At 61.4% G+C, this 25,841-nt stretch carries 26 protein-coding genes; 19 read left to right on the top strand and 7 right to left on the bottom strand.

The window, feature by feature from the left end; translation table 11 throughout:
• Positions 1 to 164 precede the first annotated feature (164 nt).
• Entirely contained in the window at positions 165 to 1,571 is a 1,407-nt protein-coding gene (gene aspA / locus ACYU70_RS02425; protein WP_342299724.1) for an aspartate ammonia-lyase, read from the top strand.
• 190 nt (positions 1,572 to 1,761) lie between these two features.
• Here aspA and ACYU70_RS02420 read toward each other — a convergent pair whose 3' ends face one another.
• Positions 1,762 to 4,329 (bottom strand): alpha-amylase family glycosyl hydrolase, encoded by a 2,568-nt coding sequence (locus ACYU70_RS02420; protein WP_342299726.1) that lies wholly within the window; start codon positions 4,327 to 4,329, stop codon positions 1,762 to 1,764.
• A gap of 147 nt (positions 4,330 to 4,476) precedes the next feature.
• Between ACYU70_RS02420 and ACYU70_RS02415 the strand changes: the two genes are divergently transcribed.
• The gene (locus tag ACYU70_RS02415) at positions 4,477 to 5,388 is read left to right on the top strand and encodes an alpha/beta hydrolase (RefSeq protein WP_342299728.1); all 912 of its coding nucleotides are present in this window, start codon (positions 4,477 to 4,479) and stop codon (positions 5,386 to 5,388) included.
• A gap of 75 nt (positions 5,389 to 5,463) precedes the next feature.
• Positions 5,464 to 5,706, top strand: a complete 243-nt coding sequence (locus ACYU70_RS02410; RefSeq protein ID WP_342299729.1) for a hypothetical protein — start codon at positions 5,464 to 5,466, stop codon at positions 5,704 to 5,706.
• A gap of 431 nt (positions 5,707 to 6,137) precedes the next feature.
• Here ACYU70_RS02410 and ACYU70_RS02405 read toward each other — a convergent pair whose 3' ends face one another.
• The gene (locus ACYU70_RS02405) at positions 6,138 to 6,863 is read right to left on the bottom strand and encodes a Bax inhibitor-1/YccA family protein (protein ID WP_342299731.1); all 726 of its coding nucleotides are present in this window, start codon (positions 6,861 to 6,863) and stop codon (positions 6,138 to 6,140) included.
• A 120-nt stretch (positions 6,864 to 6,983) separates the two neighbouring features.
• On the opposite strand from ACYU70_RS02405, the gene ACYU70_RS02400 reads away from it, so the two are divergent.
• Positions 6,984 to 8,456, top strand: coding sequence for a DNA/RNA non-specific endonuclease (locus ACYU70_RS02400; protein WP_342299732.1), 1,473 nt, complete (start codon positions 6,984 to 6,986; stop codon positions 8,454 to 8,456).
• Positions 8,457 to 8,461: 5 nt separating this feature from the next.
• Here ACYU70_RS02400 and ACYU70_RS02395 read toward each other — a convergent pair whose 3' ends face one another.
• The 5 genes from ACYU70_RS02395 to rsmA all read right to left on the bottom strand — a co-directional run bounded on the left by ACYU70_RS02395 (position 8,462) and on the right by rsmA (position 12,788).
• Positions 8,462 to 9,292, bottom strand: coding sequence for an alpha/beta hydrolase family protein (locus ACYU70_RS02395; RefSeq protein WP_342299734.1), 831 nt, complete (start codon positions 9,290 to 9,292; stop codon positions 8,462 to 8,464).
• Between the two features lie 101 nt (positions 9,293 to 9,393).
• Positions 9,394 to 10,224 (bottom strand): nuclease A inhibitor family protein, encoded by an 831-nt coding sequence (locus ACYU70_RS02390; RefSeq protein ID WP_342299735.1) that lies wholly within the window; start codon positions 10,222 to 10,224, stop codon positions 9,394 to 9,396.
• 161 nt (positions 10,225 to 10,385) lie between these two features.
• Positions 10,386 to 10,862 (bottom strand): transcription elongation factor GreA, encoded by a 477-nt coding sequence (gene greA / locus ACYU70_RS02385; RefSeq protein WP_342299737.1) that lies wholly within the window; start codon positions 10,860 to 10,862, stop codon positions 10,386 to 10,388.
• A gap of 101 nt (positions 10,863 to 10,963) precedes the next feature.
• Positions 10,964 to 11,929, bottom strand: a complete 966-nt coding sequence (locus tag ACYU70_RS02380) for an NAD(P)-dependent oxidoreductase (protein ID WP_342299739.1) — start codon at positions 11,927 to 11,929, stop codon at positions 10,964 to 10,966.
• A 28-nt stretch (positions 11,930 to 11,957) separates the two neighbouring features.
• Entirely contained in the window at positions 11,958 to 12,788 is an 831-nt protein-coding gene (rsmA, locus tag ACYU70_RS02375) for a 16S rRNA (adenine(1518)-N(6)/adenine(1519)-N(6))-dimethyltransferase RsmA (protein ID WP_342299741.1), read from the bottom strand.
• 202 nt (positions 12,789 to 12,990) lie between these two features.
• Here rsmA and ACYU70_RS02370 point away from each other — a divergent pair, with 202 nt between their 5' ends.
• The 15 genes from ACYU70_RS02370 to ACYU70_RS02300 all read left to right on the top strand — a co-directional run bounded on the left by ACYU70_RS02370 (position 12,991) and on the right by ACYU70_RS02300 (position 25,808).
• Complete coding sequence (locus tag ACYU70_RS02370) at positions 12,991 to 14,448, top strand: leucyl aminopeptidase family protein (protein WP_342299743.1); 1,458 nt, start codon at positions 12,991 to 12,993, stop codon at positions 14,446 to 14,448.
• Between the two features lie 118 nt (positions 14,449 to 14,566).
• On the top strand, positions 14,567 to 15,601 hold the full coding sequence (gene pdxA / locus ACYU70_RS02365; RefSeq protein ID WP_342299744.1) for a 4-hydroxythreonine-4-phosphate dehydrogenase PdxA: 1,035 nt from the start codon (positions 14,567 to 14,569) through the stop codon (positions 15,599 to 15,601).
• 103 nt (positions 15,602 to 15,704) lie between these two features.
• Positions 15,705 to 16,238 (top strand): YceD family protein, encoded by a 534-nt coding sequence (locus ACYU70_RS02360; protein WP_305031445.1) that lies wholly within the window; start codon positions 15,705 to 15,707, stop codon positions 16,236 to 16,238.
• A 68-nt stretch (positions 16,239 to 16,306) separates the two neighbouring features.
• The gene (gene rpmF, locus ACYU70_RS02355) at positions 16,307 to 16,537 is read left to right on the top strand and encodes a 50S ribosomal protein L32 (RefSeq protein WP_241934098.1); all 231 of its coding nucleotides are present in this window, start codon (positions 16,307 to 16,309) and stop codon (positions 16,535 to 16,537) included.
• A 119-nt stretch (positions 16,538 to 16,656) separates the two neighbouring features.
• Entirely contained in the window at positions 16,657 to 17,598 is a 942-nt protein-coding gene (plsX, locus tag ACYU70_RS02350; RefSeq protein WP_342299746.1) for a phosphate acyltransferase PlsX, read from the top strand.
• Between the two features lie 148 nt (positions 17,599 to 17,746).
• Complete coding sequence (locus tag ACYU70_RS02345) at positions 17,747 to 18,757, top strand: beta-ketoacyl-ACP synthase III (RefSeq protein WP_460615877.1); 1,011 nt, start codon at positions 17,747 to 17,749, stop codon at positions 18,755 to 18,757.
• A gap of 136 nt (positions 18,758 to 18,893) precedes the next feature.
• Positions 18,894 to 19,457, top strand: a complete 564-nt coding sequence (gene efp, locus ACYU70_RS02340; RefSeq protein WP_342301599.1) for an elongation factor P — start codon at positions 18,894 to 18,896, stop codon at positions 19,455 to 19,457.
• An 83-nt stretch (positions 19,458 to 19,540) separates the two neighbouring features.
• On the top strand, positions 19,541 to 20,008 hold the full coding sequence (gene accB, locus ACYU70_RS02335) for an acetyl-CoA carboxylase biotin carboxyl carrier protein (RefSeq protein WP_342301601.1): 468 nt from the start codon (positions 19,541 to 19,543) through the stop codon (positions 20,006 to 20,008).
• Positions 20,009 to 20,134: 126 nt separating this feature from the next.
• The gene (gene accC / locus ACYU70_RS02330) at positions 20,135 to 21,481 is read left to right on the top strand and encodes an acetyl-CoA carboxylase biotin carboxylase subunit (RefSeq protein ID WP_342301602.1); all 1,347 of its coding nucleotides are present in this window, start codon (positions 20,135 to 20,137) and stop codon (positions 21,479 to 21,481) included.
• Positions 21,482 to 21,633: 152 nt separating this feature from the next.
• On the top strand, positions 21,634 to 21,996 hold the full coding sequence (locus tag ACYU70_RS02325) for a hypothetical protein (RefSeq protein WP_342301603.1): 363 nt from the start codon (positions 21,634 to 21,636) through the stop codon (positions 21,994 to 21,996).
• A gap of 87 nt (positions 21,997 to 22,083) precedes the next feature.
• Positions 22,084 to 22,488 carry a hypothetical protein gene (locus ACYU70_RS02320; protein ID WP_342301604.1) on the top strand — a complete coding sequence of 135 codons (405 nt, stop codon included), beginning with the start codon at positions 22,084 to 22,086 and terminating at the stop codon, positions 22,486 to 22,488.
• Between the two features lie 303 nt (positions 22,489 to 22,791).
• Positions 22,792 to 23,397: a hypothetical protein gene (locus tag ACYU70_RS02315; protein ID WP_342301606.1), complete on the top strand. Its 606-nt coding sequence runs from the start codon at positions 22,792 to 22,794 to the stop codon at positions 23,395 to 23,397.
• A 58-nt stretch (positions 23,398 to 23,455) separates the two neighbouring features.
• Positions 23,456 to 23,851, top strand: a complete 396-nt coding sequence (locus tag ACYU70_RS02310; RefSeq protein ID WP_342301608.1) for a hypothetical protein — start codon at positions 23,456 to 23,458, stop codon at positions 23,849 to 23,851.
• 258 nt (positions 23,852 to 24,109) lie between these two features.
• On the top strand, positions 24,110 to 25,501 hold the full coding sequence (locus ACYU70_RS02305) for a dihydrolipoamide acetyltransferase family protein (protein WP_342301609.1): 1,392 nt from the start codon (positions 24,110 to 24,112) through the stop codon (positions 25,499 to 25,501).
• Positions 25,502 to 25,610: 109 nt separating this feature from the next.
• Entirely contained in the window at positions 25,611 to 25,808 is a 198-nt protein-coding gene (locus ACYU70_RS02300; RefSeq protein WP_198068127.1) for a hypothetical protein, read from the top strand.
• Positions 25,809 to 25,841: the final 33 nt, after the last annotated feature.

The following is a 25,841-nucleotide window of genomic DNA, read 5'->3' as shown; positions in this document are numbered from 1 at the left end:
ATACCGCTGCAACGAAGCAGTAAAGATGCTTCGCTACGCTCGGCATGACGTGCGACAAACCTACACACACGCAAAAACCCGCCACGTTGCAAAGCGCCGCCGTAGGTTTGTCCCACCATTCGGCCATTCCGTACAAGCCCCATCTTCCCACCCAAAAATTCCCCATGCCCACTTCCCGCATCGAACACGATTTCCTCGGCGAACGCAGCCTGCCCGACACCGCCTACTACGGCATCCAAACCCTGCGTGCGCTCGAAAATTTTGATATCACCGGCATTCCCATCAAGAATGAGCCGCTCTTCGTGCAGGCCCTCGCCTACGTGAAAAAAGGCGCGGCCCTGGCCAACAAAGAGCTCGGCGTGCTGCCCGCCAACATCGCCGACGCTATTGCCGCCGCCTGCGACCGCGTGGCCGCCGGCGAGTTTGATAACCAGTTTCTCACCGACATGATACAAGGCGGCGCGGGCACGTCGGTGAATATGAACGCCAACGAAGTCATCGCCAACGTAGCCCTCGAAATCATGGGACACGCCAAGGGCGACTACCAGTATTGCCACCCCAACAACCACGTCAACTGCTCGCAAAGCACCAACGACGCCTACCCCACCGCCTTCCGCATCGCGCTCAACAATAAGCTAGTAGGCTATCGCGAAACCCTTGGCGCGCTGGCCGATGCCTTCGCCCAGAAGGGCGAGGAATTCCGCGACATCCTCAAAATGGGCCGTACACAGCTCCAGGATGCCGTGCCGATGAGCATGGGCGACGAGTTCCGCGCCTTCGCCACCAACCTGCGCGAGGAACTGCTGCGCATCGACGACTCGCGCCGGCTGATTGATGAAATCAACATGGGTGCCACGGCCATCGGCTCGCGCATCAACGCGCCTACCGGCTACCCCGAACTCGTGACCGAGCACCTGCGCACCATCACCGGCCTCAACCTAAGCCTGGCCGGCGACTTGTTCGAAGCCACTTACGACACGGGCGCTTACGTGCAGCTCTCCGGCGTGCTGAAACGCACGGCCGTGAAACTCTCCAAAATCTGCAACGACTTGCGCCTGCTCTCCAGCGGTCCGCGCACGGGCATTAACGAAATTAACCTGCCGCCCTTGCAGCCGGGCTCCAGCATCATGCCCGGCAAGGTGAACCCCGTTGTGCCCGAAGTAGTGAACCAGACGGCATTCTACGTCATCGGGGCTGACCTCACGGTGACGATGGCGGCCGAAGCCGGCCAGCTGCAGCTTAATGTGATGGAGCCGGTTATCAGCTTCGCGCTGTTCACTTCGATTTCCTACATGACCAACGCCTGCCGCACCCTGCGCGAAAAGTGCGTGGTGGGCATCACGGCCAACAAGGAGCACGCCGAAAGCCTCGTGCGCAACAGCATTGGCATTGTCACGCAGCTCAACCCGGTTATCGGCTACGAAGCCTCGGCCGATATTGCTAAGGAAGCCCTGAAAACCGGCAAGTCCGTCCACGACATTGCCGTGACCGAGCGCGGCTTGCTGACGCAGGAGAAATGGGATGAGATTTTCACGTTTGAAAATCTGATTCGGCCGGTGTTTATGAAGTAGAGTCGCATACTTGCGTCTCGTCATTGAACGTCAATAAAGCAGAACGTCATGCTGAGCGAAGTCGAAGCATCTCGCGTGCATTAGTAATTCTTTCGTCTAACGATTGATTTACTACCACACGCGAGATGCTTCGACTTCGCTCAGCATGACGTTCTTTTTTGCTGGTTTGTCTCAGTTCAGGCCAACAGCCTTACCGCTCCACCACCAGCCGCTGCATAGCCAAGGCCGCGCCCGACTGCACCCGTACGAAGTACGTGCCAGCTGCCCAACCACTGGTTTCCAGCGCGTAGCTGTTGCCATTGAAGCTGCGGGTTTGCAGCAGGCGACCGGTGAGGTCGAATACTTGGAGTTGGCTTTGGGCGGCCGGGGCGGCGGCCAGGGCCAGGCGAACCGCGCCGGCCGTGGGGTTCGGGTAGAGGGCCACGGCGAAGGCAGGCTGCGCGCTGGCCGTGCTGGTGGCCGTGGTAGAGCGCAGACGCAGCACCCAGGTTTCGTTGGCAGCCAAAGCCGGCAGCGTCGTCGCGAAGCTGCTGAAACCGCCCTGCGCGTTTACCGTGACGGTACCGGCGGCCTGGCCGCTGTACAGCTCAGTTACCTGATAGGTACCGGCAGCCAGCGTCGACATAGCGAGCGAGAGCGTGGAGCCGCTAACCGCCGTGCTGCCCAGGTTGGCGGCAATCAGCGTGGCTTCCTGATTGAAAACACGGGCGTAGGCCATTACCGAAGCAGCCGATGACGTGGCGGGCAGGTAGTAGCCCTTGCGCAGGGTTTCGTTGGCGGTGCGCAGGCCGATGAGCTTCTTGTAGTGGCTGAGCAGCGAGTTCTGGTCGGCCTGCTCGGAAGCCACATTGTAGGTACCGAAGTTGGAGTTAATGCCGCGCCAGGGCGTGCCGGTGGTGAAGCCCGACTGCGTGCCGGCCGTCCACTGCATGGGCTTGCGCTTGTCTTCGTCGGCCCCGGTGCCGGCCATGCCCACTTCCTCGCCGTAGTAAATGAACGGCACGCCGGGCATGGTGAGGTAGAGCGCCGCCGCCTGCTTCATGCGGGCCACATTGCTGCCCAGGCCGTCGAACACGCGGTTCTGGTCGTGGTTGGTGAGGAAGGTGGCGTATTGCAGGCGCGGGTAAAGGCTCGTCACCAGGTTGAGCTGGGTGCGCAGCGCGGTGGGGCTGCCCGTGCTCACGGCACTGATAATGCTGCTGGCCAGGTCAAACTCAAAGCACAGGTCCAGCCGGCTGTTGCGCACGTAGGGAACCACGGCAGTGGTATTGGTCCAGGCCTCACCTACCGACAGCGCGGCCGGGTTCACGGCCTTCAGCGAGTCGTGAAATTCTTCCAGAATGCCGAGGGTTTCGGGGGTGTCGGCGGTGGTAGTGCCGGTTTCTACCAGGTAGCGCACGGCATCGAGCCGGAAGCCGTCCACGCCTTTGCGCAGCCAGAACCGGTCCACATCCCACATCGCGGCCTTGAGCTGGGGGTTGCGCCAGTTCAAATCGGGCATACCGTCATAGAAAGCACCGTAGTAATACTGGCCGTTGCGCAGGTGCCAGCCATTGCCAAATGGCCCAAAGCCCAAATCAGTAGGCGACCACAAATACCAGTTGCGATAAGGGCTGGTGGTGCTGGCGGCCGACTGCGTGAACCACGTATTCTGGCTCGACGAATGGTTGAGCACCATGTCCAAAATCACCTTGATGCCCCGCTGGTGGGCGGCGGCAAGGAAGGCATCAAACTGGGCCATCGTGCCATAATCCGGCTCCACGGCCTTGTAGTCGTTGATATCGTAGCCGTGGTAGCTGGGCGAGTCCATGATGGGCATCAGCCAGAGGCCGGTCACGCCCAGGTCAGTGGTGGTGGCGGGGTTGCCGTCGTTCAGGTAGTCCAGCTTCTGGGTCAGGCCCACGAAGTCGCCTTTGCCGTCGCCGTTGCTGTCGTAGAAGCTGCGCACGAATACTTCGTAAAACACCGCATCATTCCACCAATAAGTCGGGTAGCTGGTGAGCGTAGCCCCGTTGCAGGCGGTGCAGGTACCGAAGCAGTAGCTCGGCGTGGTGTTCACGGCGGCGGTGGCGTTCACCACGCGGGTGAGGGTGCCTGTGGCATCAGCGGTGCCGCAGGCGGCTGGGATGGTTTCGGCCCCGGCCAGGGTGTTGCCGTTCACGAAGCGGTACTGGAACATGCCGGGGGCCGGCAGCGAAATCGTCACCTCATATATACCGTCGCTGTTGTCGTCGGTCAGGGGCAGCGCGGTGGCGTCGTTGTTTGAGCCGTAGCCGGCCAGGGCCTGGAAATTACCTACCACGTGCACGCCGGTGCGGGCCACGGTCTGGCCGGTCATGTCCACGGCAAAGCGCAGCTGCGGGGCGCAGCCGGCAAACGCCACGATGGGCAGCCGCACGGCCGAGCCGCCCACGATTACCTGCCGGTTCACGTTGCCGCCGCCATCGGTGATGCCGCAGGTGGCGGGCACCAGCTCGGATGTATTCCACCCGTTACCGTTCACGAATTTGTAGAGGTAGGTGCCGGCCGGCACGTTCACGGTGGCCTCCCACACATGGTCGCCGTCGGCATCGGTCAGGGCCGTGGTGGCGGGGTTCCAGTCGGCCGGAAAGCCGGCGGCGGCTTGGAAATTACCCGCTACGTGCACCCCTCCGGCGGGCACGGCCGTGGTGCCCATATCAACCCGAAACGTGAGCTGATTGGCTTGCGCGCTGCCCCAACCGGCCAGCAGCGAAATAATAAGTAAGCGAAATTTCATTGATTAATATTTAATAGAATCAAAGCTTAAAGGTACGCCGCCGGACCGCCAGACCGTCATGCAGAGCGCAGCGAAGCATCTTTACCGCAGTAGTAATCCAATCGAAAGGATTTACTATTGCGGTAAAGATGCTTCGCTACGCTCTGCATGACCACCATCATTACCCTGCCCCCAACCATGCTCCCCTTCCGCCTCCTGCTCCTCGCCTGCCTGCTCCTCACCGCCACCGCGGCCCGCGCCGCCCGCGTCGATACCCTGGCCATTCCGAGCGCGGCCATGCACAAAACCTACCGCGCCGCCGTGGTGCTCCCGGCTTCTTATGCGAAGAATAAAAAGGCCAATTACCCGGTGCTGTACCTGCTGCACGGGGCCTGGGGCCACTTTTCCGACTGGCTGAACAAGACGCCCGACAAGCAGCTCCTCCACCGCCTGGCCGACCAGTACAACCTGATTATCGTGAACCCCGAGGGCGAAACCTTCAGCTTCTACCTCAACAGCCCCGTGAGCCCCGACAGCCAGTTTGAAACCTACCTCACCCAGGAAATCATCCAGAAAATCGACCAGACCTACCGCACCGTGGCCGACCGCAAGGGCCGCGTCATCGCCGGCCTGAGTATGGGCGGGCACGGCGCGCTCTACCTCTCGGCCCGCCACCCGGACCTGTACTGCGCCGCCGGCAGCATGAGCGGGGCCCTCGATTTGACCAGCCTCAACCGCAAGCTCTCCCCCGCCGATGCCGCCCAGCGGGCCAAGCTATGGACCCCGATTCTGGGCTCCGAAACCGATAATCCCGAGCGCTTCGCCGCCAATTCCGTCATCAGTCTGGTCGACCAGATGCACCGCAACGCCCTGCCCCTCATCTTCGACTGCGGCGTGGACGACGGCCTCATCGACATCAACCGCGAGCTGCACCGCCGCCTCGTGTACAGCCACATTCCGCACGACTACACCGAGCGCCCCGGGGCCCACACCTGGGAATACTGGCAAACGGCCCTGCCCTACCAGGTGCTGTTTCTGACCAATGTATTGCAGGCCAACGGCACGACGGTGCCACATTAAATCGGGCTTAAAATGCACCTCCCGTAGCCAGCTGGCCGTTAGCATGGGCAATTTCATCAGCCCCCCTGCCTGCTCATGCTCACCCCCCTTTTCCCGCGCCTGCTGCTGCTGGCCCTCCTCGCCGGCTGCGGCCACAAGCCCGACGGCACCCCCTACGGCCTGAACCCCACCAAACACCCCCACGGCCACGCCAAAGCCGCCGCCGACAGCGCCGCCCGCTACGACCACTACACCAAAGGCATCCCCAAGGGGGCCGAGGCCAACGCCATCAGCAACGGCGGCACCCAGGGCCAGGTCGACCAGCCGGCGGGGCAATAGCTGACTGGGGTTGAAATTGGGTTAATACCGGCTGGTTCTCCAAATCATCGCCCCAACCACCCCCACCTACGCCACGGCGACCCAAACCCTCGCCACGCCTATCCAAACTGCCGCCCCGACTGTCCAAATACTCACCACGGGTTTCCAAACGGCCGCCACGAGTCCCCAAACCCTCGCCGCAGCCTTCCAAACGGCCGCCACGACTCTCCAAACACCCGCCACAGGTTTCCTAATCCAAGGTTCACACAGAAAAATCCTAGTCTCACTCATTTAAACCCCGGCCACGACGACTGCCCGGAGCGGAGCGCGGCTAATGGCCCCCATTATCTTCTGCCTTACCAGCGCCTACCCCGCCAAACTGAACAAGCAAAAAGGCCCGCTGGCAATACCAGCGGGCCTTTTTAGCACCATCAAGAAGCAGCAAACTGGCGCTACCGCCGCCGCCCGAAAATGCGCAGCAGAAACAGGAATAGGTTCACAAAATCCAGATACAGCGTGAGCGCACCCAGGATGGAAGCCTTGTGGCTCATCTCCTCGCCTTCCGTCACGCCCAGCAGCGCCAGCTGCTTCAGTTTCTGGGTGTCGTAGGCCGTGAGGGCCGTAAAAATCAGCACTCCGATGAAGGACGTGACGATTTCCAGCACCGAGTTATTGAGAAAGATATTGACCACCATGGCGATGACCAGGCCGATAACGGCCATGCTCAGCAGCTTGCCCCAGCCCGACAAATCAGCCTTGGTGAAGTAGCCAAAGAGGCTCATGACGCCAAACGTGCCCGCCGTGACGAAGAACGTGGAGGCGATGGACGCGGAGGTATAGGCCAGAAACACGCAGCTCAGCGTCACGCCATTCAGCACGGCGTAGCCCACGAAGGCCGCCTGCACCTTGCCCAGGCTCCAGTCGAAGATGCGGGCCGAGAGAAAACCCACGATAACCAGCTCCAGAATAATCAGCCCCAGAAACACGAACCGGGTGCCAAAAACGAAGTTTATCAGCTCCGGCGACGTGGAGGCGAACATGGCAATGCCGCCCGTCAGGCCCAGGCCGGCGGCCATCCAGCCGTACACCTGCGCAAAAAAGCGGGACTGAATTTCCGCGGCTTCCTCGGCCGAGATTTGTACCGACCGAGGCTCGGGATTGAATTGATTGTCTTCCATAAAACAGGTAAGCGAAAGGGAGTGAAAAGTGAATAGTGCGGCTAAGCTAAGCAAATGCCCGGGCTCCTGAATGAGTTCAACGTGCCCCGGCCCCAATAACCCGGCGCATATCTTCGCCCCATGCTACGCTTTCTTCCCCTCGCGGCGGCTTTTGCCCTGCTCGCCTGCTCGCCGCAATCCGCCGAAACCGGTTCCGCCTCCGCCACCCGGCAGCCCGCCTCCGCGCACCAAACGCCCGCCCCCGCTCCCTTCCCCGAAACCTTCGAGGCCGGCAGCAAGGGCGCTTACGAAGAGGCCGACGAGCCCCTGGCCACCGGGGCCTGGCACTTTCAGGATGCCCTCATCGGCAGCAGCCCGCAGGACCACAAGGCCGGCGAGCGGGCCGCCCGCCTGCGCAACCTGGGCCGCATTTCCATGCGCTTCGATGCCGCCGCCGGGGTGCGGCGCATCACCATTTCGGCCGCCGCCTACGGCCAGGACGGCCCCAGCACCTGGGAGCTGTGGCTGAGCCGCGACGGCGGCCGCACCTACGCCCGCACCGGCGCGCCGGTGGTCACGAGCGGCCCCGCGCTCACGCCCCACGTCTTCGCAGGCCTCGCCAACGAGCCGCTGCGCCTGGAAATCCGCAAAACCAGCGGCCCGAAAAACCGGCTCGACATCGACGACATCACCCTCGAAACCGCCGCCGGCCCCGCCGTGGCCGTGGGCGCCGGGGCCACGGGCGGCTACTTTGAAAATCGAAATAATCCGCAGGCTCCGGCCAAGCAGCCCGCGCCGGCCACCACGCAGTACCCGGCCGGCACCGGCACGGGCACCGCCCAGGACCCCAACGATGCCAATATGGCCCTCGGCAACCCCAGCGGCGCGACTTCCGACCCCAACAACGCCAGCAATTACCTGCTCGTCCATCCCGAATTCACCATCGGCTACAACGCCCCGCGCGGCACCCCCACCTGGGTGAGCTGGCACATCGACAAAGCCGACCTCGGCCAGGCCCCGCGCCAGAACAACTTCCGGCCCGATGCCGCCCTGCCCCGCCAGTTCTACCAGGTGACGCCCGCCAGCTACGCCCGCTCCGGCTTCGACAAAGGCCACAACTGCCCCAGCGGCGACCGCACCGCCGACCTCGACGCCAATTCCAACACCTTCCTGATGACCAACATGGTGCCCCAGGCCCCGCACAACAACCAGCAAACCTGGGCCCACCTCGAAGAATACGGCCGCTCGCAAGTGCAGCGCGGCCAGGAAATCTACGTCATCATGGGCAGCTACGGCCGCGGCGGCACCGGCGCCAACGGCTTCTTCGAAACCCTCGACCAGGGCCGCGTAACAGTACCTGCCCGCATCTGGAAAGTCATGGTCATTCTGCCCGACGGCACCAACGACCTCCAGCGCATTGCCACCGACCCAGCCGTGCGCGTACTGGCCGTCGACACACCCAACGACAATAACACCGTAAGCCCCGATTGGCGGCAGTATTTGACTTCCGTCGATAAAATCGAAGCCGCCACCGGCCTCGATTTGCTCAGCGCCCTGCCCCGCCCCGCCCAGGCCCGCCTGCAAAAGCTGGTGGACACCGGCCGGGCGGAGTAGCCGCCCTAGCTCCGCTTTGCAGCCAGAAAGCGCGTCACCTCACGCACGTACTTGTCGCCGTACTCCGCCTCGCTCAACCGGTAAAAACCTTCCTGGTGCCCACCTTCGAAGCAGAGCACCTGCCGCCGCTGCCGCCACCGGGCCTGCCGCGCCACTACTACTGAGTCGGCCAATGGCGTGTTTTTATCGGCGGTGCCGCCCACCAGCAGCCAAGGGCAATTCACGCGGCGCGCTACCAGCGCATAGTCGGCCGCCTCGGCGGGCAGCGTCACCACTTTCTGGCTTCGCTGAAAGGCCGCAGCTACCAGCCGTTGCGGGCTGGCCACGTAGCCTTCGGCAATGAGAAAGTCGCATTTGCTGGTGGCCGCAACCTCCGAGCCCATAATAGTGCCCATCGAGAAGCCAATAATGCCTGTGCGGTTGCGCGGGTAGCGCAGCCGGGCATCGGCCAGCACGGTGCGCAGGTCGGTGCTGAACTCGGGGTAGTACAGCCGTTGCTGCTCAATGGCAAAGTCGCTGCTGTGCCCGAAACCCCGGTAATCAAACATATACACCCGGTAGCCAGCCTTACTGAGCGCCTGCGCCTGATAGATGAAATACGACATGTTGTTCATGTCGCCGTAGGCCATTACCATGGTCGTGTGCTGGTCGGGCACGTTGGCGGCGGGCTCCACTATCCAGCCGGCCAGTTGGGCGTGGTCGGGCGTAGCAAGGGCGGTGGTCTGGTAGCGCAGGCCCAGCGAATCGGGCGTGGCCACCCACTCGCGGCTGGGCTTCAGCGCCCAGGCTCCGGAGCTCAGCAACAAGAAAAAACTCACCAGTAGAACGCGGCACATAAGCAGGAAACAAAAATGGGGGAGAAAGACTGTCGCTACAGACAGCCTTTCTCCCCCATCGTTGCAGCCCGCCGTACCCAATGGGCACCGGCCGGTTTTCATCACGTTTCAGTCAGCACCGTTTTGAAGCCGGCTAGGGTGCCGTCCGCCATCCGCCCCAGGGCGTAGGCGTGGATTTGCGGGCCGCTGCCCACGCGGTACACCTGCACGCCGTCCATGTCCTGCTTCATAAACATTTGCAGGGCTTTGTAGCGGTTTGAAAGCGCCACGTCGCCGAGCACGCCATCATCGGCCGTGTGGTTGCGCAGAAACTGCGTCAGCTCCACGGTTTCTACTTTGGCATCGGCCGGCTCGCCCAGCAGCTTCAGCAGCGCGGCGTTGCTGAGTTCGCCACCCGGCGCGGTATAGGCCACCGCTTCCAGCGGCGCGTCCGATTCGCTCATAAAGTGCAGGCCGGCCACCTGCTTTTGCAGCTCGGCCGGCACGGCGGCGGCGGCAGTAGCGCCGGACGGCTTGGCCTCGGCCAAGCCACTGCCACCTTCCACTTTGGCGGCAATGGCGGCGGCCAATTCCTTCATCCGGTCTTCGGGCACCTTGATTTTGGGGTTGGCGAAGTTCATGTCCGACACCTTATTCATCGGAATGAGGTGAATGTGCGCGTGCGGCACTTCCAGCCCAATCACGGCCACACCGATGCGCTTGCACGGCACGGCGGCCTGCACGGCCTTGGCCACGCGCTGCGCGAAAACGTGCAGCGCCGCCAGCTCATCGGCCGGCATGTCGAAAATGTAGTCGACTTCCTTTTTCGGAATCACCAGCGCGTGGCCTTCCACCAGCGGCGTTATGTCGAGAAAAGCCAGGTGGCGGCCATCCTCGGCCACTTTATAGGCCGGCAGTTCGCCGGAAACGATGCGGGAGAAAATCGAAGGCATGGGCGGGTTGGTTGTTAGTTATTCGTTGTCCGTTGTCAGGTCGCTGATGCAAATAAACGAGAAGCAACTACCTCCGGCTGCCTCACCGACCAAAAACAGTTAGGGCAGCACCTTTCGGCACTGCCCTAACAACTGACAACGAGCAACTGACAACTAACCTACTAGCGCGAAATCTCCAGAATCTCGAACTGCAGCTTGCCGGCGGGCACCGTGATTTCGGCCGTATCACCGGCCGATTTGCCCAGCAGGCCTTTGCCAATCGGCGACTTCACCGAGATTTTGCCGGCGGCCAGGTTGGCCTCTTCCTCGGCCACCAAGGTGTAGTCGAGCACCATGTTGTTCTTCAGATTTTTCAGCTTCACCTTGCTCATGATGAGCACCTTGCTGAAATCCATATTGGTTTCGTCGATGAGGCGGGCGTTGCCCAGCACCTCTTCGAGCTTCGATATTTTGAGTTCCAGCAGGCCCTGGGCGTCCTTGGCGGCATCGTATTCGGCGTTTTCGCTCAGGTCGCCTTTGTCGCGGGCTTCGCGCAGGTCTTCAGCGGCCTTGGCCCGGCCCCGGATTTTGAGGTCCTGGAGGTCATCCTTCAGTTTTTGCAGGCCCTCGGGGGTGTAATAATTGATGGTGGTGGCCATGGGAGTAGATGCTTGACGGTTTGGCTAAAAAGCAAGGAGAACGGCTGGCACTGCCAACCGTTCTCCCTTCTTAGGTTCCCAGCAAAGATACGCAAAACGAATTAGCTCCCCGCGTTTGCCCCCAGCGCCCCGGCCCGAAAAGCCCGAATTTTCTCCACCAGCACTTCGTTAATTCGCGCATAACTCTCAAATGTCCAACCGCCTACGTGCGGCGTGAGCACCACATTCGGGGCAGTTCTTAGGGAATCGAACGTGGCCTGCTGCGCCGGGCTGAGGTTGTTGAGCTTCTCATTATCGAGCACATCGAGCGCCGCGCCGCGCACCGTGCCCGCCTTTAGGCTTTGCACCAGCGCGGCCTGGTCCACTACTTCGCCCCGCGCCGTGTTCATCACCCAAATCGGCTTGGCGAAACCGGCCAGGAAGGCTTCATCCACAAAATGATGATTGGCCGTCGAGTACGGAATGTGCAGGCTGAGCACGTCGGTCCGCGCCTGCAACTCATTCAGCGGCACCAAGGTGGCGTGGCCGTCGGTGGTCACGGCCGGGTCATTATCGTGCGCCAGCACCGTGCAGCCAAATGCTCCCAAGCGCCGCGCAAAGGCCCGGCCCATGTGCCCATAGCCCAGCAAGCCAATGGTTTTGCCCCCGATTTCCTCGCCCCGGCTGGCCTCGCGCCGCCACTGGCCCTGGCGCACCTCGTGGTCGGCCCGCACAATGTTGCGCAGCAGCCCCAGCAGCAGGCCCACGGCAAACTCGCCCACCGCGTCGCGGTTGCCCTCCGGCGCGTTCAGCAGCGTCACGCCGGCCGCCGCCATCGCGGCTTCGTCGATATTATCGGTGCCGGCCCCAGCGCGGGCCACGTAGCGCAGCTGCGGGCCGTGGGCGAGCAAGTCGGCGGTCACGCGCAATTTGCTGCGCACTACTAAGCCTTCGTAAGGCTTGGCGGCGAGGGCAGCGGGCACTTCCGCAGCGGTAAGGTTGGGTTGGTAATCGATTTCGACACCGATGCTTTGGAGCAGCGGTTGCAGCGAGGGGTGCATTTCGTCAACAACGAGGCAAACGCTCATGGTATTCAGATATTTATTCAGCCACTATTTATTCAGCCACGTCGTCAATATTCAAATCCGGCAGTGATGCCCCCGCCGCCTGATGCTGCGCCACGCGCTGCGTCAACCCCACGAAATCGGCCACGCCCAACTGCTCGGCGCGCTTCTCGAAAATGGGGTCGGTGGTGGCTTCGGCCGGCATTCCGAACGGTTTCAGCGCATTGCGCAACGTCTTGCGACGCGTCTGAAACGCCTGCTTCACCACCCGGAAAAACAGCTTCTCGTCACAGTCCAGCTGCAGCGTGTCGTTGCGCGTGAGGCGCACCACGGCCGATTCCACCTTGGGCGGCGGGTTGAAAACGTGCGGCGGTACCGTGAACAGATACTCAATCTTATAGAAGGCCTGCAAGAGCACGCTCAGGATGCCGTAAGTTTTCGAGCCGGGCGGCTCGGCCAGGCGCTGGGCCACTTCCTTCTGAATCATGCCCACCACCTCGCGCACCTGCTGGCGGTTGTTGAGCACCGCGAAAAAAATCTGGCTGCTGATATTGTAGGGAAAGTTGCCGATGATGGCCAGCGGCTGGTCCGGAAACATCGTGGCCAGACTTTGCTTCAGAAAATCAGTGGCGTAGATGCGGTCGGCCAGCGCCGGGTAGTGCACTTTCAAATAGGCTACTGATTCAGTATCAATTTCAACCACGCTGGTCTGGTAGGCCGGGTTCTGGAGCAGGTACTGCGTGAGTACACCCATACCCGGCCCAATTTCGAGCACTTCTTTCACGCCATCGGGCAGCTGCAGCGCGCCCACGATGTTGCGGGCAATATTCGGGTCGGCCAGAAAGTGCTGGCCCAGATGCTTTTTGGGGCGAACGGTATTCACGGGAATGTCTTTTAATGTATTAGCAGAACGTCAGGCTGAGCTTGCTGAAACAGCTCTACTGCTTCGTTGCATCAGCCTGGGGTATTTGCGCAGCAGAGATGCTTTGGTAAGCTCAGCCTGACGGTCTATAACTACCGTCAGAAAAACCTTGCTACCTAAACAGTACCTTGCGGCCTCAAATCTACGGCCTTCAACTCCGCTTATGTCCTTAGCCCTCGCTCACGCGGCCACCGCGCCCGCCCAGTCCACGCAGGTTTTCATTCTGCCCACTGGCACCACTACCCTGCCCGATGCCGCCGCCGGCGACCTTTCGGCCGCGGCCCGCCAGTACGTATCCGCCGCCCTCGCCGACGACCAGAAGCTCGTTCATCTCAATCATTTCAGCCATCACCACTTCTTCGTGGTGCTCGCCGATAAGCCCACCGCCGCCCAGGTAGCCGAGCAGCTGCGCCGCGCCGGCCACACCCTTCACGGCCAGCTTAAAACCGAAAAAACCGCCGAAGTTTTCATCCAGAACCTCAGCGCCACGCCCAACGCGGCCCTGCTGCTGGCCGAAGGCCTGGCCCTGACCGCCTACCAGTTCGAAGGCTACAAAACCGACGAGAAATCGCGCAAAGCCCCGGCGCTGAAAGAAGTTTATCTGGTCGGCAACGCCGCCACCGCCGCCCAAATCCACGAGCTGAATGGACTGCTCCAAGGCGTTATCCTGGCCCGCGACCTTGTCAACGCCCCCCTCAATAAGCTGAACGCCGTGCAGTTTGCCGAGCGCATGGCCCAGGCCGGCGACGAAGCCGGCTACACCACCGACATTCTCGACTTGGCCAAAATCGAAGCCCTGCGCATGGGCGGTCTGCTCGCCGTCAACCTCGGCTCGCCCGAGCCGCCCACCTTCAGCATCCTCGAATACAAGCCCGCCAACGCCAAAAACGAGAAGCCCTACGTCCTCGTCGGCAAAGGCGTGGTGTTCGATACCGGCGGCCTCAGCCTCAAGCCCACGCCCAACAGCATGGACATGATGAAGTGCGACATGGCCGGCGGCGCAGCCGTGGCCGGCACCCTCTTCGCCTTGGCCAAAAACCAGGTCCCGTTGCACGTCATCGGCCTCGTGCCCGCCACCGACAACCGCCCCGGCGGCCTCGCTTACGCTCCCGGCGATGTCATCACGATGCACTCCGGCCTCACCGTCGAAGTAAAAAACACCGACGCCGAAGGCCGCCTGCTCCTCGCAGATGCCCTCAGCTTCGCCAAGCGCTACGAGCCCGAGCTGGTCATCGACCTCGCCACCCTCACCGGCGCCGCCGTGCGCGCCCTCGGCACCGAAGCCTCGGCCTCCATGGGTACCGCCGAGCCCGCCACCCTGCAAAAACTCTCCGAAGCCGGCTACACCGTGCACGAGCGCCTCGTGGAGTTTCCGCTCTGGGATGAGTATGCCGACCACATCAAGTCCGACATCGCCGACCTCAGCAACCTGGGCAAGGGCGAAGCCGGCCACATTTCCGCCGCCAAGTTCCTGGAACGCTTCGCCGTGGGCTACCCCTGGATTCACCTCGACATCGCCGGCCCGGCCTTCCTCACCGCGCCCGAGAGCTACCGTGGCAAGGGCGGCACCGGCACCGGCGTGCGCCTGCTGTATGAGTTTCTGACCAAGCACATTGCCTAAAGGAACGTCATGCAGAGCGCAGCGAAGCATCTCGCGTGCCACCACTTACCCAATCGAATGAGTCACTGCTGCACGCGAGATGCTTCGCTGCGCTCTGCATGACGTTCCTCTCCTGACAATGCCCCACAACCTCCCCCGCCTCGGCTTCTCCGTGGGCGACCTCGCCGGCATCGGCCCCGAAGTCATTTACAAAACCCTGCTCGATGAGCGCCTGCTGAAAATCTGCACGCCCGTCATCTACGGCACGGCCACGGCGCTGTTCGACGATTTCCCCACCCCCGCCGATACCGAGCACCTCCAGTTTCGCCAGCTGCGCGACGCGGCCGACATCGCCCCCGGCCGCCTCAACGCCGTGACCTGCTGGGATGAGGATTTCGTTCTTGCCCCCGGCCAGCCCTCCCCCGCCACCGGCGCGGCCGCCCGCGAAAGCCTGCTCTGCGCCGCCCGCGACCTTAAGGCCGGCAAGCTCGATGGCATCGTGACGGCCCCCATCAGCAAAGACAATACCCAAGCCGACGACTTCCGCTACCCCGGCCACACCGAATTTCTCACCAGCTACTTCGAGGCCCCCGAAAGCCTCATGTTCTTGGTGGATGAGGACGCGGGCCTACGCATTGCCACCGTCACCGGCCACATTCCGCTCAAGGACGTGCCCGCCCGCCTCACACCGGAGCTCCTACGCACCAAAATCACCCTATTGCTCAAGTCGCTTAAAAACGATTTCGGCATCCTCAAGCCGCGCATTGCCGTGCTCGGCCTCAACCCCCACGCCGGCGAAAACGGCCTGCTCGGCAAGGAAGAAGGTGATATCGTAACCCCCGTCATCCAGCAATTTGCCCACGACGGCCACCTCGTCGTCGGCCCTTTCCCGGCCGATGGCTACTTCGGCACCCAGCAGTTCCGGCAGTTCGATGCCACGTTGGCCCTCTACCACGACCAGGGCCTGATTCCCTTCAAGCTCATGGCTTTCGAGCGCGGCGTAAACTTCACCGCCGGGCTTTCGGTAGTCCGCACCTCCCCCGACCACGGCACCGCCTACGGCCTAGCCGGCCAGTACAAAGCCGATGAATCGTCTTTCCGCGCCGCCGTGTATCTGGCCTGCGACATCTGGAAACAGCGCTGGGAAGATGCTCAGCCGCGCTCGGCGCGGTAGCCGTAAAAGGGCTTTTCTGGCAACTTGCTACCGAGAAACTTAGCCGTTTTTTTGGCAAAAAGCCGGATTTTCACTACTTTTGCCCCCTGCTATCCAGCCGACCGTGAAAAAAGAAAGCAAATACGACCTCAACCTGGCCAAGCTGGCGCTGAAAACGCACCACTTTGAGTTCGAGTTGGGTCCCGAATTCTTCGCCTTATTCGACCAGCCTCTGGTGGAACAAGGCCACCTGCACGCCGACGTGGAACTCATTAAAACCGAGCGGCTGATGACACTGAACTTCCATATCACCGGCACCGTGCAGCTCACCTGCGACCGGAGCCTTGATGAGTTCGACCAGCCGCTGGACATTCACGAACAACTGCTGGTGCGCTTCGGCGACGAGGCCAAGGAGCTGGACGACAACGTGCTGCAAATCACGCCCGAAACCCAGACTCTGCCCCTCGCCCAGCACCTCTACGATTACATTGGTTTGGCCCTGCCCATGAAGAAGCTGCACCCGCGCTTCCAGGACGAGGCCGACGATAACCCCGACGCGCCGACCAAGCTCATCTTCAGCACCCGTCCTGCCGATGATGCGCCCGACGACGACGAGCCGGCCGACCCACGTTGGGCCGCGCTGCGCAATTTGAATTAATCCGTCAGTGCCCCGAGTCGCTCCCCACTCGTTAACCGCAACTTCAATCCCCTAATTTCAACTCAACCATGGCACATCCTAAGCGCCGCACCTCTTCCGCCGTTCGCGACAAGCGTCGTACCCACTACAAGCTGACCCCTAAGGCCGTGACCTTGTGCCCCAACACGGGCGAGCTGCACCTGCGCCACAAGGCGTACGTGGTAGACGGCGACCTGTACCACAACGGCCAGCTGGCCATCAAAAACTACGCTAAAACCAACGCTGCCCCGGCAGCCGACGTTGCCGAAGACGACGAATAGCGCGTTTGGTTGTTACTTCGCGGCACCACATGGTCCGGCCTCGCTCCTTTTTTAAGCCAGCGGGGCCGGATTTTTGGTACTTTTGACTTTCCGCTGACCTCCCTCCAAACACCTCTTTCATGAAAATAGCCCTCGACGCAATGGGCGGCGATTTCGCCCCCCAAGCCGCCGTGGCGGGTGCCCTACTGGCCGCCGAAAAGCTCGCCGGCCGGGCCACCATTGTCCTCATCGGCCAGGAAGACGCCGTGCGTCCCCTGCTCCAGGCTGCCGGCCCCGCCGCAGCCGCGCTCGAGTTCGTTCCCGCGTCGCAGGTAATCGACATGGGCGAACACCCCGCCAAAGCCTTCCAGCAGAAGCAGGATTCGAGTATTGCCGTGGGCTACAAAATGCTCCTCGCGGGCGAAGTCGATGCTTTCTGCTCGGCCGGCAACACGGGTGCCATGCTCGTAGGCGCCATGCTCACGGTGAAGGCCGTGCCCGGCGTTATTCGCCCGGCTATCGCCAACTTCGTTCCCAAAATGACCGGCGAATTCGGCATCCTGCTTGATGTGGGAGCCAACGCCGAATGCAAACCCGAGATGCTGGAGCAATTCGGCGAGCTCGGATTTTTGTATGCCCGCTATGTGCTGGGCATCGAGCAGCCCAAAGTGGGCCTCGTGAACCTGGGCGAGGAAGAGGGCAAGGGTACGCCCATCACCCAGGCCGCGCACCAGCTGCTGAAGGTGAACCCGCACATCAACTTCGTGGGCAATGTGGAAGGCCGCGACATGTTCAACGAGAAAGCCGACGTGATTGTGTGCGACGGCTTCACGGGCAACATTTTGCTAAAGATGGCCGAATCCATCTACGAAATGATGGAGCAGAAGCACATCCACGACCCGTTCTTCGACAAGTTCAACTACGAGGCCGTGGGTGGTTCGCCCATCTTGGGCATCAACGACAACGCCATCATCGGGCACGGGCGTAGCACGCCTCTGGCCATCGGCAACATGCTGGTGCAGGGCTTCAATATGGCCGACTCCGGGATTGTTGACCAAATAAAGGCTACTTTTAAGTCTTAGCCCCGGTTCCCGGCAGTGAAAAACCTCCGGCTTCGGCCGGATTTTTTTTAGACGCTTGGCGCTCATTGCCGGAGGGTTGAGTGGCCGAACTCGGCCGCACAGCCGCCCGAATTCCCATTTTACGCTTGCCCCGCCTACTTTTGCCCGTATGAAGATTACTGCCGCCATCACTGGTGTGGGCTCCTATGTGCCCGACTATGTGCTAACCAATGCCGAGCTTGAAAAGCTGGTGGATACCAACGACGAGTGGATTATGTCGCGCACCGGCATCCGGGAGCGGCGGATTCTGAAGGGCGAGAACCAGGGTACTTCCGTGATGGGCATCAAGGCAGTGCAGCGCTTGTTGGAGAAAACCGGCACCAATCCCGAGGACGTGGAGCTGCTGATTTGCGCCACGACCACCCCCGATTTGCTGTTTCCAGCCACCGCTAATATCATTTCCAACGGCGTGGGCGTCACCAAGGCGTTCAGCTTTGATATGAACGCAGCGTGCTCGACCTTTCTGTTTGCGCTGGCCACGGGCGCGCAATACATTCAGGCCGGCACGCACAAAAAAGTGATTGTGGTGGGCGCTGATAAAATGTCGGCCATCGTGGACTACACCGACCGCGCCAACTGCATCTTGTTTGGCGACGGCGCGGCGGCCGTATTGCTCGAACCCAGCACCGATGGCTTCGGCATCCTCGACCAGGTACTGCGCACCGACGGCTCGGGCGAAGCTTACCTGCACCAGAAAGCCGGCGGCAGCCGCCGCCCGCCATCACACGCCACCGTGGATGCCAAGGAGCATTACATCTATCAGGAGGGCGCTACGGTTTTCAAATTTGCCGTAAAGAGCATGGCCGACGTGGCCGCCCAGGTAATGGAGCGCAACCACCTCAGCAAAGACGACGTGGCCTTCCTGGTGCCTCACCAGGCCAACAAGCGCATCATCGACGCCACCGCCAACCGCATGGGCGTGGGTCCGGAGAAGGTGATGCTGAACATCGACCGCTACGGCAACACCACCAACGCCACCATCCCGCTGTGCCTGGCCGACTACGAAAGCCAGCTACGTCGCGGCGACAACCTCGTGCTGGCGGCCTTCGGTGGCGGCTTCACTTGGGGCTCCATCTACCTCAAATGGGCGTATGATGGCAACAGCGTTGCGGTTAGCTAATGGCCATTAGCTGTTAGCTTTGTCACTCCTTTGGATTTTCAGTTGTTTAATAGCCCTTAGCTGTTGAATAACTGCTCATAAAAACACCCACAAAACAGCTGATAGCCCCCGGCTGTCAGCTAAAAGTTTAGAAACCATGGCATCAACCGCCGACTTCCGCAACGGGCTCGTTCTTAACTACAACAACGAGCTGCACGTCATCACCGAGTTTCAGCACGTGAAGCCCGGCAAAGGCCCCGCCTTTGTGCGCACCAAAATGCGCAACATCAAAACCGGTCGCACCATTGATAACACCTTCAACGCCGGTGTGAAAGTGGAGACGGCCCGCGTGGAGCAGCGCCCGCATCAGTTCCTCTTCAAGGACGACTACGGCTACAACTTCATGGACAATTCGACCTTCGAGCAGATTGTACTGTCCGAGGAGCTGGTGCCTTTCGCCGACATCATGAAGGAAGGCCAGGAGGTCACCATCCTCATGCACGCCGAAACCGAGCAGCCCCTCACGGCCGAACTGCCCACCACCGTGGACCTGGTAGTTACTTACACCGAGCCCGGTCTGCGCGGCGACACCGCCACCAACACCCTGAAACCCGCCACCGTAGAAACCGGTGCCCGCATCCAGGTGCCGCTGTTCGTTGACGTAGACACCAAAATCCGCATCAAGACCAGCGACTACAGCTACGTGGAGCGCGTAAAGTAGGATTTAAGCCGATACTTAATAGCTGATAGCGCGCAACCAGCCGCTGATTGAACATGTCAAACCCGCCCAAAAAGGACGCTGCAATGAAAGCCAAAGAACTCCAGGAACTGCTCGATTTTATCGCCAAATCGGGCTTGAATAAGGTCAACATTGAAACCGAAGAATTTAAAATCTCGGTACAGCGCGACCCCAATACCAAGCACGTAACGACGATGGCAGCCCCGGTAGCTCACGCGCCCGCTCCCGTAGCCGCAGCCCCCGCACCAGTAGCCGCACCCGCCGCCCCGACAGCAGCTTCGGAAGCACCCGCTGGCAACTACAAGCCCCTGAAGGCCCCCATGATTGGCACCTTCTACCGCAGCAGCGGTCCGGAAGCGCCGGCCTTCGTGCAGGTAGGCGACATGGTGGAAAAAGGACAGGTTATCTGCATCATCGAGGCGATGAAGTTGTTCAACGAGATTGAAGCCGAAGAAAGCGGCCGCATCGTGAAGGCGCTGGTGGACAACGCCACTCCGGTAGAGTACGACCAGCCCTTGTTTTTGATTGAGTAGTTTTTTTTCCTTTGTCATCCTGAGCGGAGCGAAGGACCTTATCAAGTCGGAACGAGTCGTTCAAACGTGATGAGGTCCTTCGCTCCGCTCAGGATGACATGTTTTAACCCTGACGCTCCCACCCAAATGTTCAAGAAAATACTCATCGCCAACCGGGGCGAAATTGCCCTGCGCATTATCCGCACCTGCAAGGAAATGGGCATCAAAACGGTGGCCGTGTACTCGACCGCCGACCGGGAAAGCTTGCACGTGAAGTTTGCCGATGAGGCCGTGTGCATCGGCCCGCCGGCCTCGAAAGACAGCTACCTGAGCATGCCCAACCTGATTGCGGCTTGTGAGATTACCAACGCCGACGCCATTCACCCCGGCTACGGTTTCCTGTCGGAAAACGCGGAATTCTCGCGCATCTGCGCCGAGAATGGCATCAAGTTCATCGGGGCCTCGCCCGAGATGATTAACCAGATGGGCGACAAGGCTACAGCCAAGGCGACCATGATTAAGGCCGGCGTGCCGGTGGTGCCGGGCTCGCAGGGCCTGCTCGAATCGGTGGAGCAGGGCAAGAAAATCGCCAACAAGATTAAGTACCCCGTCATCATCAAGGCTACGGCTGGCGGCGGCGGGCGCGGCATGCGCATCATTCATTCCGACGACGAATTCCAGAAAGCCTGGGACGATGCGCGCACGGAATCGAAGGCCGCGTTTGGCAACGACGGCATGTACCTGGAGAAGTACGTGGTGGAGCCGCGCCACATTGAGGTGCAGATTGTGGGCGACCAGTTCGGGCACGTCTGCCACTTGTCGGAGCGCGATTGCAGCATCCAGCGCCGCCACCAGAAGCTGGTGGAAGAAGCGCCTTCGCCGTTTATGACGGACGCGCTGCGCGAGAAAATGGGCAAGGCGGCCATTGCGGGCGCTTCGGCCATTGGCTACGAGGGCGTGGGCACGATTGAGTTCTTGGTGGATGCCAACCGGGATTTCTACTTCATGGAGATGAACACCCGCATCCAGGTGGAACACCCGGTGACGGAGGAAATCATCAACTACGACCTGATTAAGGAGCAAATCAAGGTGGCGGCGGGCATCCCGATTTCGGGCAAAAACTATTTCCCGAAGATGCACGCTATGGAATGCCGCATCAACGCCGAGGACCCGCGCAACGGGTTCCGCCCCGCGCCGGGCCGCATTACCACGCTGCACATCCCCGGCGGCCACGGTGTGCGCGTGGATACGCACGTGTATGCCGGCTACCAGATTCCGCCCAACTACGATTCGATGATTGCCAAGCTCATCACCGTGGCCCAGACCCGGGAGGAGTGCATCGTGAAAATGAAGCGCGCCCTGAGCGAGTTTGTGGTGGAAGGCGTGAAAACGACCATCCCCTTCCACTTGGCGCTGATGGATAACGAGGATTTCAAGGCGGGTAATTTTACCACGGCGTTTCTGGAGCAGTCGTTCGATTTCTCGACGATTTAGTCTCGTAATTTTCAGCCCCAGCAGAGTCGTACCCAGTAGGGCGACATGCCGGTGGTAACTCACCGCCTCATCTGTATCCAAAGCCCCGGCGGGGCGACACTCGCTCCAACGAATGCCGCTCCGCCGGGGCTTGACCTTTTACCTCGACTTGTATGCATCGCCTTTTTAAATCCCTGATTTTTTCGGCGCTGGCCAGCACCGCCCTCACCTCCTGCGCCGACGAATGCAACGGCAACATCGAAACCCTGGTGCTCTACGCCAAGCCGGGGCCGAAGGGCGTGGGCCGCGCCACCTACGTGGATGTGCTGAACAAGCCCGGTATGGGCATCAAGAAAACCCTGATGTACGAGGGCAAGGAGTTTGGCACCTTCGAGCACGTCGTCATCATCAACGACCCGGAAAGCCGCTTTGCGAAGAACAGTAAAATCTGTTTCACCACGTTTCGGGCCGATGCGGCGGCCACGGGCGGCGATTTGAACGAGGAGGGCATTCCCGAAATCACGGTGGAGAAATAGGCGGCCGCCGCCGGGCTGCGGTCGCCTTGCAACCCTGCCCCCGGGCCGGAACTCTTACGGAGAGTTTCGGCCCTTTTTCGTTGCTTTATGCGTCCACGGCTTCTCCCGGCTTGCCTGCTATTCGTTCTCTCTTTTGGCCCGTTGCGCCGTGCGGTGGGCCAGGCGGCGGCCCCGCCGCCCCGCGATACGGCCTATGCCGTGCACAATTTGTTTCGGGAGCGCCGCTTCAAGGGCCTGCGCGATTCCGGCTACGGCATGGCTGGCCTCACAGGCACGGGCTTCGAGCTGATGCACGGACAAACGGGCGCGTGGGTGCTGCTGGGCCTGCTGGGCGCGGTGCCTACGGCGCTGGGCACCCGGCAATATTTCCGCTACAGCCAGGAGCGGGAAGGCGGCGTAGTGCGGCAGTACGAGCAGGGCTGGCCCCTGCCGTCCTACGTTCGACGGCGGCTACGCCCCAAGCATTTCAAGGCGATGGAGGTGCCGCAGTAGCCCCAGAAGCCGGCCCGGCCCCGACCGGATTTGCCCCGGCCGAAGCCGGATGGTTGTCAGCCCAGACCGGATTAAATCCGGTCCCGACCGGGTAGCAGTGGGCCTCGACTGGATTAAATCCGGCCCCGGCCGGGCGCTATCCGGCCCCGACCGGATTAAATCCCGCCCCGGCCGGATAGCGCCCGGCCCTGGCAGGTTTCGTCCCGGCCCCGGCGCGGAGGAACCGGGGAATGGCAGCACCCGGAATCCGCTAAAATTCAGTTACTATTGTGCCTTACCTAACCCACAATCTCTTTTTTACCCATGGCTGATTTCTTTCCCAACACGCTACCGAAGTTCACCGACTGGGTGGGCCTGCAAACCCGCAAGCGCCCCGACTACGCCAAGGCCCTTGGCCTTACGCCGGAGGAGGTGAACGCCCGCGCCGCCGCCGATGCCGCCGTGCTGCAAGCCACCACCGACGCCGCCGATGCCCTGGCCACCTCCGCTGCCAAAGTGGCGGCCCGCGACAAAGCCATCCGCACCTACGAAACGCAAACCCGCGCCGAGGTGGCCCGCGCCAAAACCGCTCCCGGCTACACGGAGGCCATCGGCAAGGACTGCCAGTGGCTCGTCACCCCCGGCGAAACCGACTTCGCCACCCTGCGGCCCAGCCTCGAAATCCGCGACTCGGCCGAGGGCCTGGTCCTGAAATGGAGCAAAAACGGCCAGGACGGCGTGCAGGTGTTCCGCCGCGCCGCCGGCGCTAAGGAGTGGGGCCACATGCTGGCCTTCGATTCCCGCTCGCCCTACATCGACACCGAAACCGGCCTCAGCGGCTCCTTCGAGTACTACGTGCAGCTCATGAAGGACGACCGGCCCGTGGGGCAAGCCTCGGATATCGTGGCGGCGATGCACGGGGGGCGGTAGGGGCATGCAGCGACAACGGCTAGCGCCTCCGGACCACCAACCGCCCCTTTTTTCCCCGATGAAAAATGTTCTTCTTTTAGGTCTTTGCATCTACTGCTTCGCGCCGAATGCCCACGCGCAGGCGGCACTGGACCAAGAACCAAAATCGGCTTTATCGGGTGCGCCCCCGATGCTGGGCAGCCGCCCTGCCGCCAGCGAACTGGACAAAACGGGCTGGCGTTTCGAAGCAGTGCCGCGGGTTGCGGCCTTAGATAAGAAATCGGGGGAGGCCCGCTTCAAGCTGGTGGTCAATGCGGCCGGCACCCTGGATTCCGTCGTCACGGTGAGCAGCACGGTATCGGCCCGGCAGGAAGCCCTGTGCCGCATGGCGTTGGAAACAGCCCGCTTCGTTGCTATCAACGGCGCACCGGGACGCGCCACGGGCTTTTACACCTTCCGGTTTATCATTCGCTAAGCTGCTGGCTGTTCGTTGCCAGTCGCTATTTTTGCAAAGAACACAAAACGCCCCCGCCGCCCCGTGCGCCAGGGGCGTTTTGCTTCTCCCGCTCCCTTTGCGGGTCCCGAAACGCTAGCTCCCGGCCGCCCGACGGCTGGATTTATTCAAAAAAACGCCCCCGCCGCTCAATGAGCCGGGGGCGTTCGGCTTTCTGGCTACCTTTGCCCCACCAAACTCCCACCCCACCCTTAATTCCCCAAATCCCCCTCCTATAATATGGCACGAGTGGAAATGACGATGCCCAAGATGGGCGAAAGCATCATGGAAGGCACCGTCCTGAAATGGCTCAAGCAAGTTGGCGACACCATTGAGCAGGATGAATCAGTGCTGGAAGTAGCCACCGATAAAGTTGACACCGAAGTACCGGCCATCTACGCCGGCGTGCTGACGGAAATTCTGGTGCAGGAAGGCCAAGTGGTGGCCGTGGGCGCGCCCATCGCCATCATGGAAACCGATGCGGCCGCCGCTGGCGCTGCGGCTCCGGCCAGTGCCCCGGCCGCCCCACAAGCCGCCCCCGCGCCTTCCAGCAACGGCAGCGCCGTGCCCTACCTGCCCGAGCCGCAGGCTCCGCAGCCCGTTCACGCGGTTGCCGGGGCTGAGCACCAGCCCGGCCGCTTCCTTTCGCCACTGGTCCTCAGCATCGCCCGCGAAGAAGGCGTGAGCATGACGGACCTGGAGTACCTGCCCGGCACCGGCAAGGAAAACCGCGTCACCAAGAAGGATATCCTCGATTACGTGGCCGCCGGCAAGCCCTCGCTGACGGCGGTGGCCGCGGCTACGGCTTCGGTGCAGGCTCCAGCGGCTACTCCGCAACCGCAAGCTGTACCGGCAGCCCCCGCTCCTGCTGCGCCCACTCCGGCCCCAGCTGCCAGCGTCAAGCCCGTGCCCAGCGTGAGCGGCGGCCAGGAGCTGATTGAGATGGACCGGATGCGCAAGATGATTGCGCAGCGCATGGTGGACTCGAAGCGCATTTCGCCCCACGTCACCAGCTTCGTGGAGGCCGATGTGACCAACATCGTGAACTGGCGCAACAAGCACAAGGATGCCTACAAGAAGCGCGAGGGCGAAAACCTCACCTTTACGCCCATCTTCATCCAGGCCGTGGCCCGCGCCATCCAGGATTTCCCGCTGATTAACGTGTCGATTGATGGCGACTACATCATCAAGAAGCGCGACATTAACATCGGCGTGGCCGTGGCCCTGCCCAGCGGCAACCTCATCGTGCCCGTCATTCACAACGCCGACCAGCTCAACCTCAACGGCCTGAGCAAAAAGCTGAACGACCTGGCCAACCGCGCCCGTATCAACAAGCTGAAGCCCGAGGACCTGGAAGGCGGCACTTACACGCTGAGCAACGTGGGCTCGTTCGGCAACGTGATGGGCACGCCTATCATCATGCAGCCGCAGGTGGCTATCATGGCCGTGGGGGCCATCAAGAAGAAGCCTGCCGTGATTGAAACGCCACAGGGCGACCTTATCGGCATCCGTCAGTTCATGTTCCTGAGCCACAGCTACGACCACCGCGTTGTGGATGGCTCGCTCGGTGGCATGTTCGTGCGCAAAGTGGCCGATTATCTGGAGCAGTTCGACCCGAACACGGCGATTTAAGCAACCCTATTTTGTCATCCTGAGCGTAGCGAAGGACCTTATCGCGCTAGAACTTTTTGACGTGATAAGGTCCTTCGCTACGCTCAGGATGACAGTTTTTTATCCATTTATGAAAAATATTGTTTTCCTCGGGGCGCTGGTGCTAGCGCTGGGCCTCATTGGCTATTTATACCAACAACTCGATGCCACTGAAAAGGCACTGAAACTTTCGGAGCAGCGCTTTGCTGATTGCCAAAAGGTCACGTTCCAGCTTCAGAACCAACTCGCGCCCTTGCAGAAAAAGCAACCGGGCGGCATTCCGCAGTAGCCTTGACCACTGCTGCACCTGAAAATCAAAAAG

This window comes from Hymenobacter segetis (assembly GCF_054776495.1).
Note: the sequence above shows the minus strand (reverse complement) of the source record. Positions and strands in the feature narration are given on the sequence as shown.

Coding starts and splice junctions, on each gene's coding strand:
- ACYU70_RS02345 (WP_460615877.1), top strand. CDS start 17,747: ATGAAGATTACTGCCGCCATCACTGGTGTGGGCTCCTATGTGCCCGAC.
- ACYU70_RS02400 (WP_342299732.1), top strand. CDS start 6,984: ATGCTACGCTTTCTTCCCCTCGCGGCGGCTTTTGCCCTGCTCGCCTGC.
- ACYU70_RS02370 (WP_342299743.1), top strand. CDS start 12,991: ATGTCCTTAGCCCTCGCTCACGCGGCCACCGCGCCCGCCCAGTCCACG.
- accC (WP_342301602.1), top strand. CDS start 20,135: ATGTTCAAGAAAATACTCATCGCCAACCGGGGCGAAATTGCCCTGCGC.
- aspA (WP_342299724.1), top strand. CDS start 165: ATGCCCACTTCCCGCATCGAACACGATTTCCTCGGCGAACGCAGCCTG.
- ACYU70_RS02310 (WP_342301608.1), top strand. CDS start 23,456: ATGAAAAATGTTCTTCTTTTAGGTCTTTGCATCTACTGCTTCGCGCCG.
- accB (WP_342301601.1), top strand. CDS start 19,541: ATGAAAGCCAAAGAACTCCAGGAACTGCTCGATTTTATCGCCAAATCG.
- greA (WP_342299737.1), bottom strand. CDS start 10,862: ATGGCCACCACCATCAATTATTACACCCCCGAGGGCCTGCAAAAACTG.
- ACYU70_RS02420 (WP_342299726.1), bottom strand. CDS start 4,329: ATGAAATTTCGCTTACTTATTATTTCGCTGCTGGCCGGTTGGGGCAGC.
- ACYU70_RS02410 (WP_342299729.1), top strand. CDS start 5,464: ATGCTCACCCCCCTTTTCCCGCGCCTGCTGCTGCTGGCCCTCCTCGCC.
- efp (WP_342301599.1), top strand. CDS start 18,894: ATGGCATCAACCGCCGACTTCCGCAACGGGCTCGTTCTTAACTACAAC.
- ACYU70_RS02415 (WP_342299728.1), top strand. CDS start 4,477: ATGACCACCATCATTACCCTGCCCCCAACCATGCTCCCCTTCCGCCTC.
- pdxA (WP_342299744.1), top strand. CDS start 14,567: ATGCCCCACAACCTCCCCCGCCTCGGCTTCTCCGTGGGCGACCTCGCC.
- ACYU70_RS02390 (WP_342299735.1), bottom strand. CDS start 10,224: ATGCCTTCGATTTTCTCCCGCATCGTTTCCGGCGAACTGCCGGCCTAT.
- ACYU70_RS02320 (WP_342301604.1), top strand. CDS start 22,084: ATGCGTCCACGGCTTCTCCCGGCTTGCCTGCTATTCGTTCTCTCTTTT.
- ACYU70_RS02315 (WP_342301606.1), top strand. CDS start 22,792: ATGGCTGATTTCTTTCCCAACACGCTACCGAAGTTCACCGACTGGGTG.
- ACYU70_RS02305 (WP_342301609.1), top strand. CDS start 24,110: ATGGCACGAGTGGAAATGACGATGCCCAAGATGGGCGAAAGCATCATG.
- plsX (WP_342299746.1), top strand. CDS start 16,657: ATGAAAATAGCCCTCGACGCAATGGGCGGCGATTTCGCCCCCCAAGCC.
- ACYU70_RS02395 (WP_342299734.1), bottom strand. CDS start 9,292: ATGTGCCGCGTTCTACTGGTGAGTTTTTTCTTGTTGCTGAGCTCCGGA.
- rpmF (WP_241934098.1), top strand. CDS start 16,307: ATGGCACATCCTAAGCGCCGCACCTCTTCCGCCGTTCGCGACAAGCGT.
- ACYU70_RS02325 (WP_342301603.1), top strand. CDS start 21,634: ATGCATCGCCTTTTTAAATCCCTGATTTTTTCGGCGCTGGCCAGCACC.
- ACYU70_RS02405 (WP_342299731.1), bottom strand. CDS start 6,863: ATGGAAGACAATCAATTCAATCCCGAGCCTCGGTCGGTACAAATCTCG.
- ACYU70_RS02300 (WP_198068127.1), top strand. CDS start 25,611: ATGAAAAATATTGTTTTCCTCGGGGCGCTGGTGCTAGCGCTGGGCCTC.
- ACYU70_RS02380 (WP_342299739.1), bottom strand. CDS start 11,929: ATGAGCGTTTGCCTCGTTGTTGACGAAATGCACCCCTCGCTGCAACCG.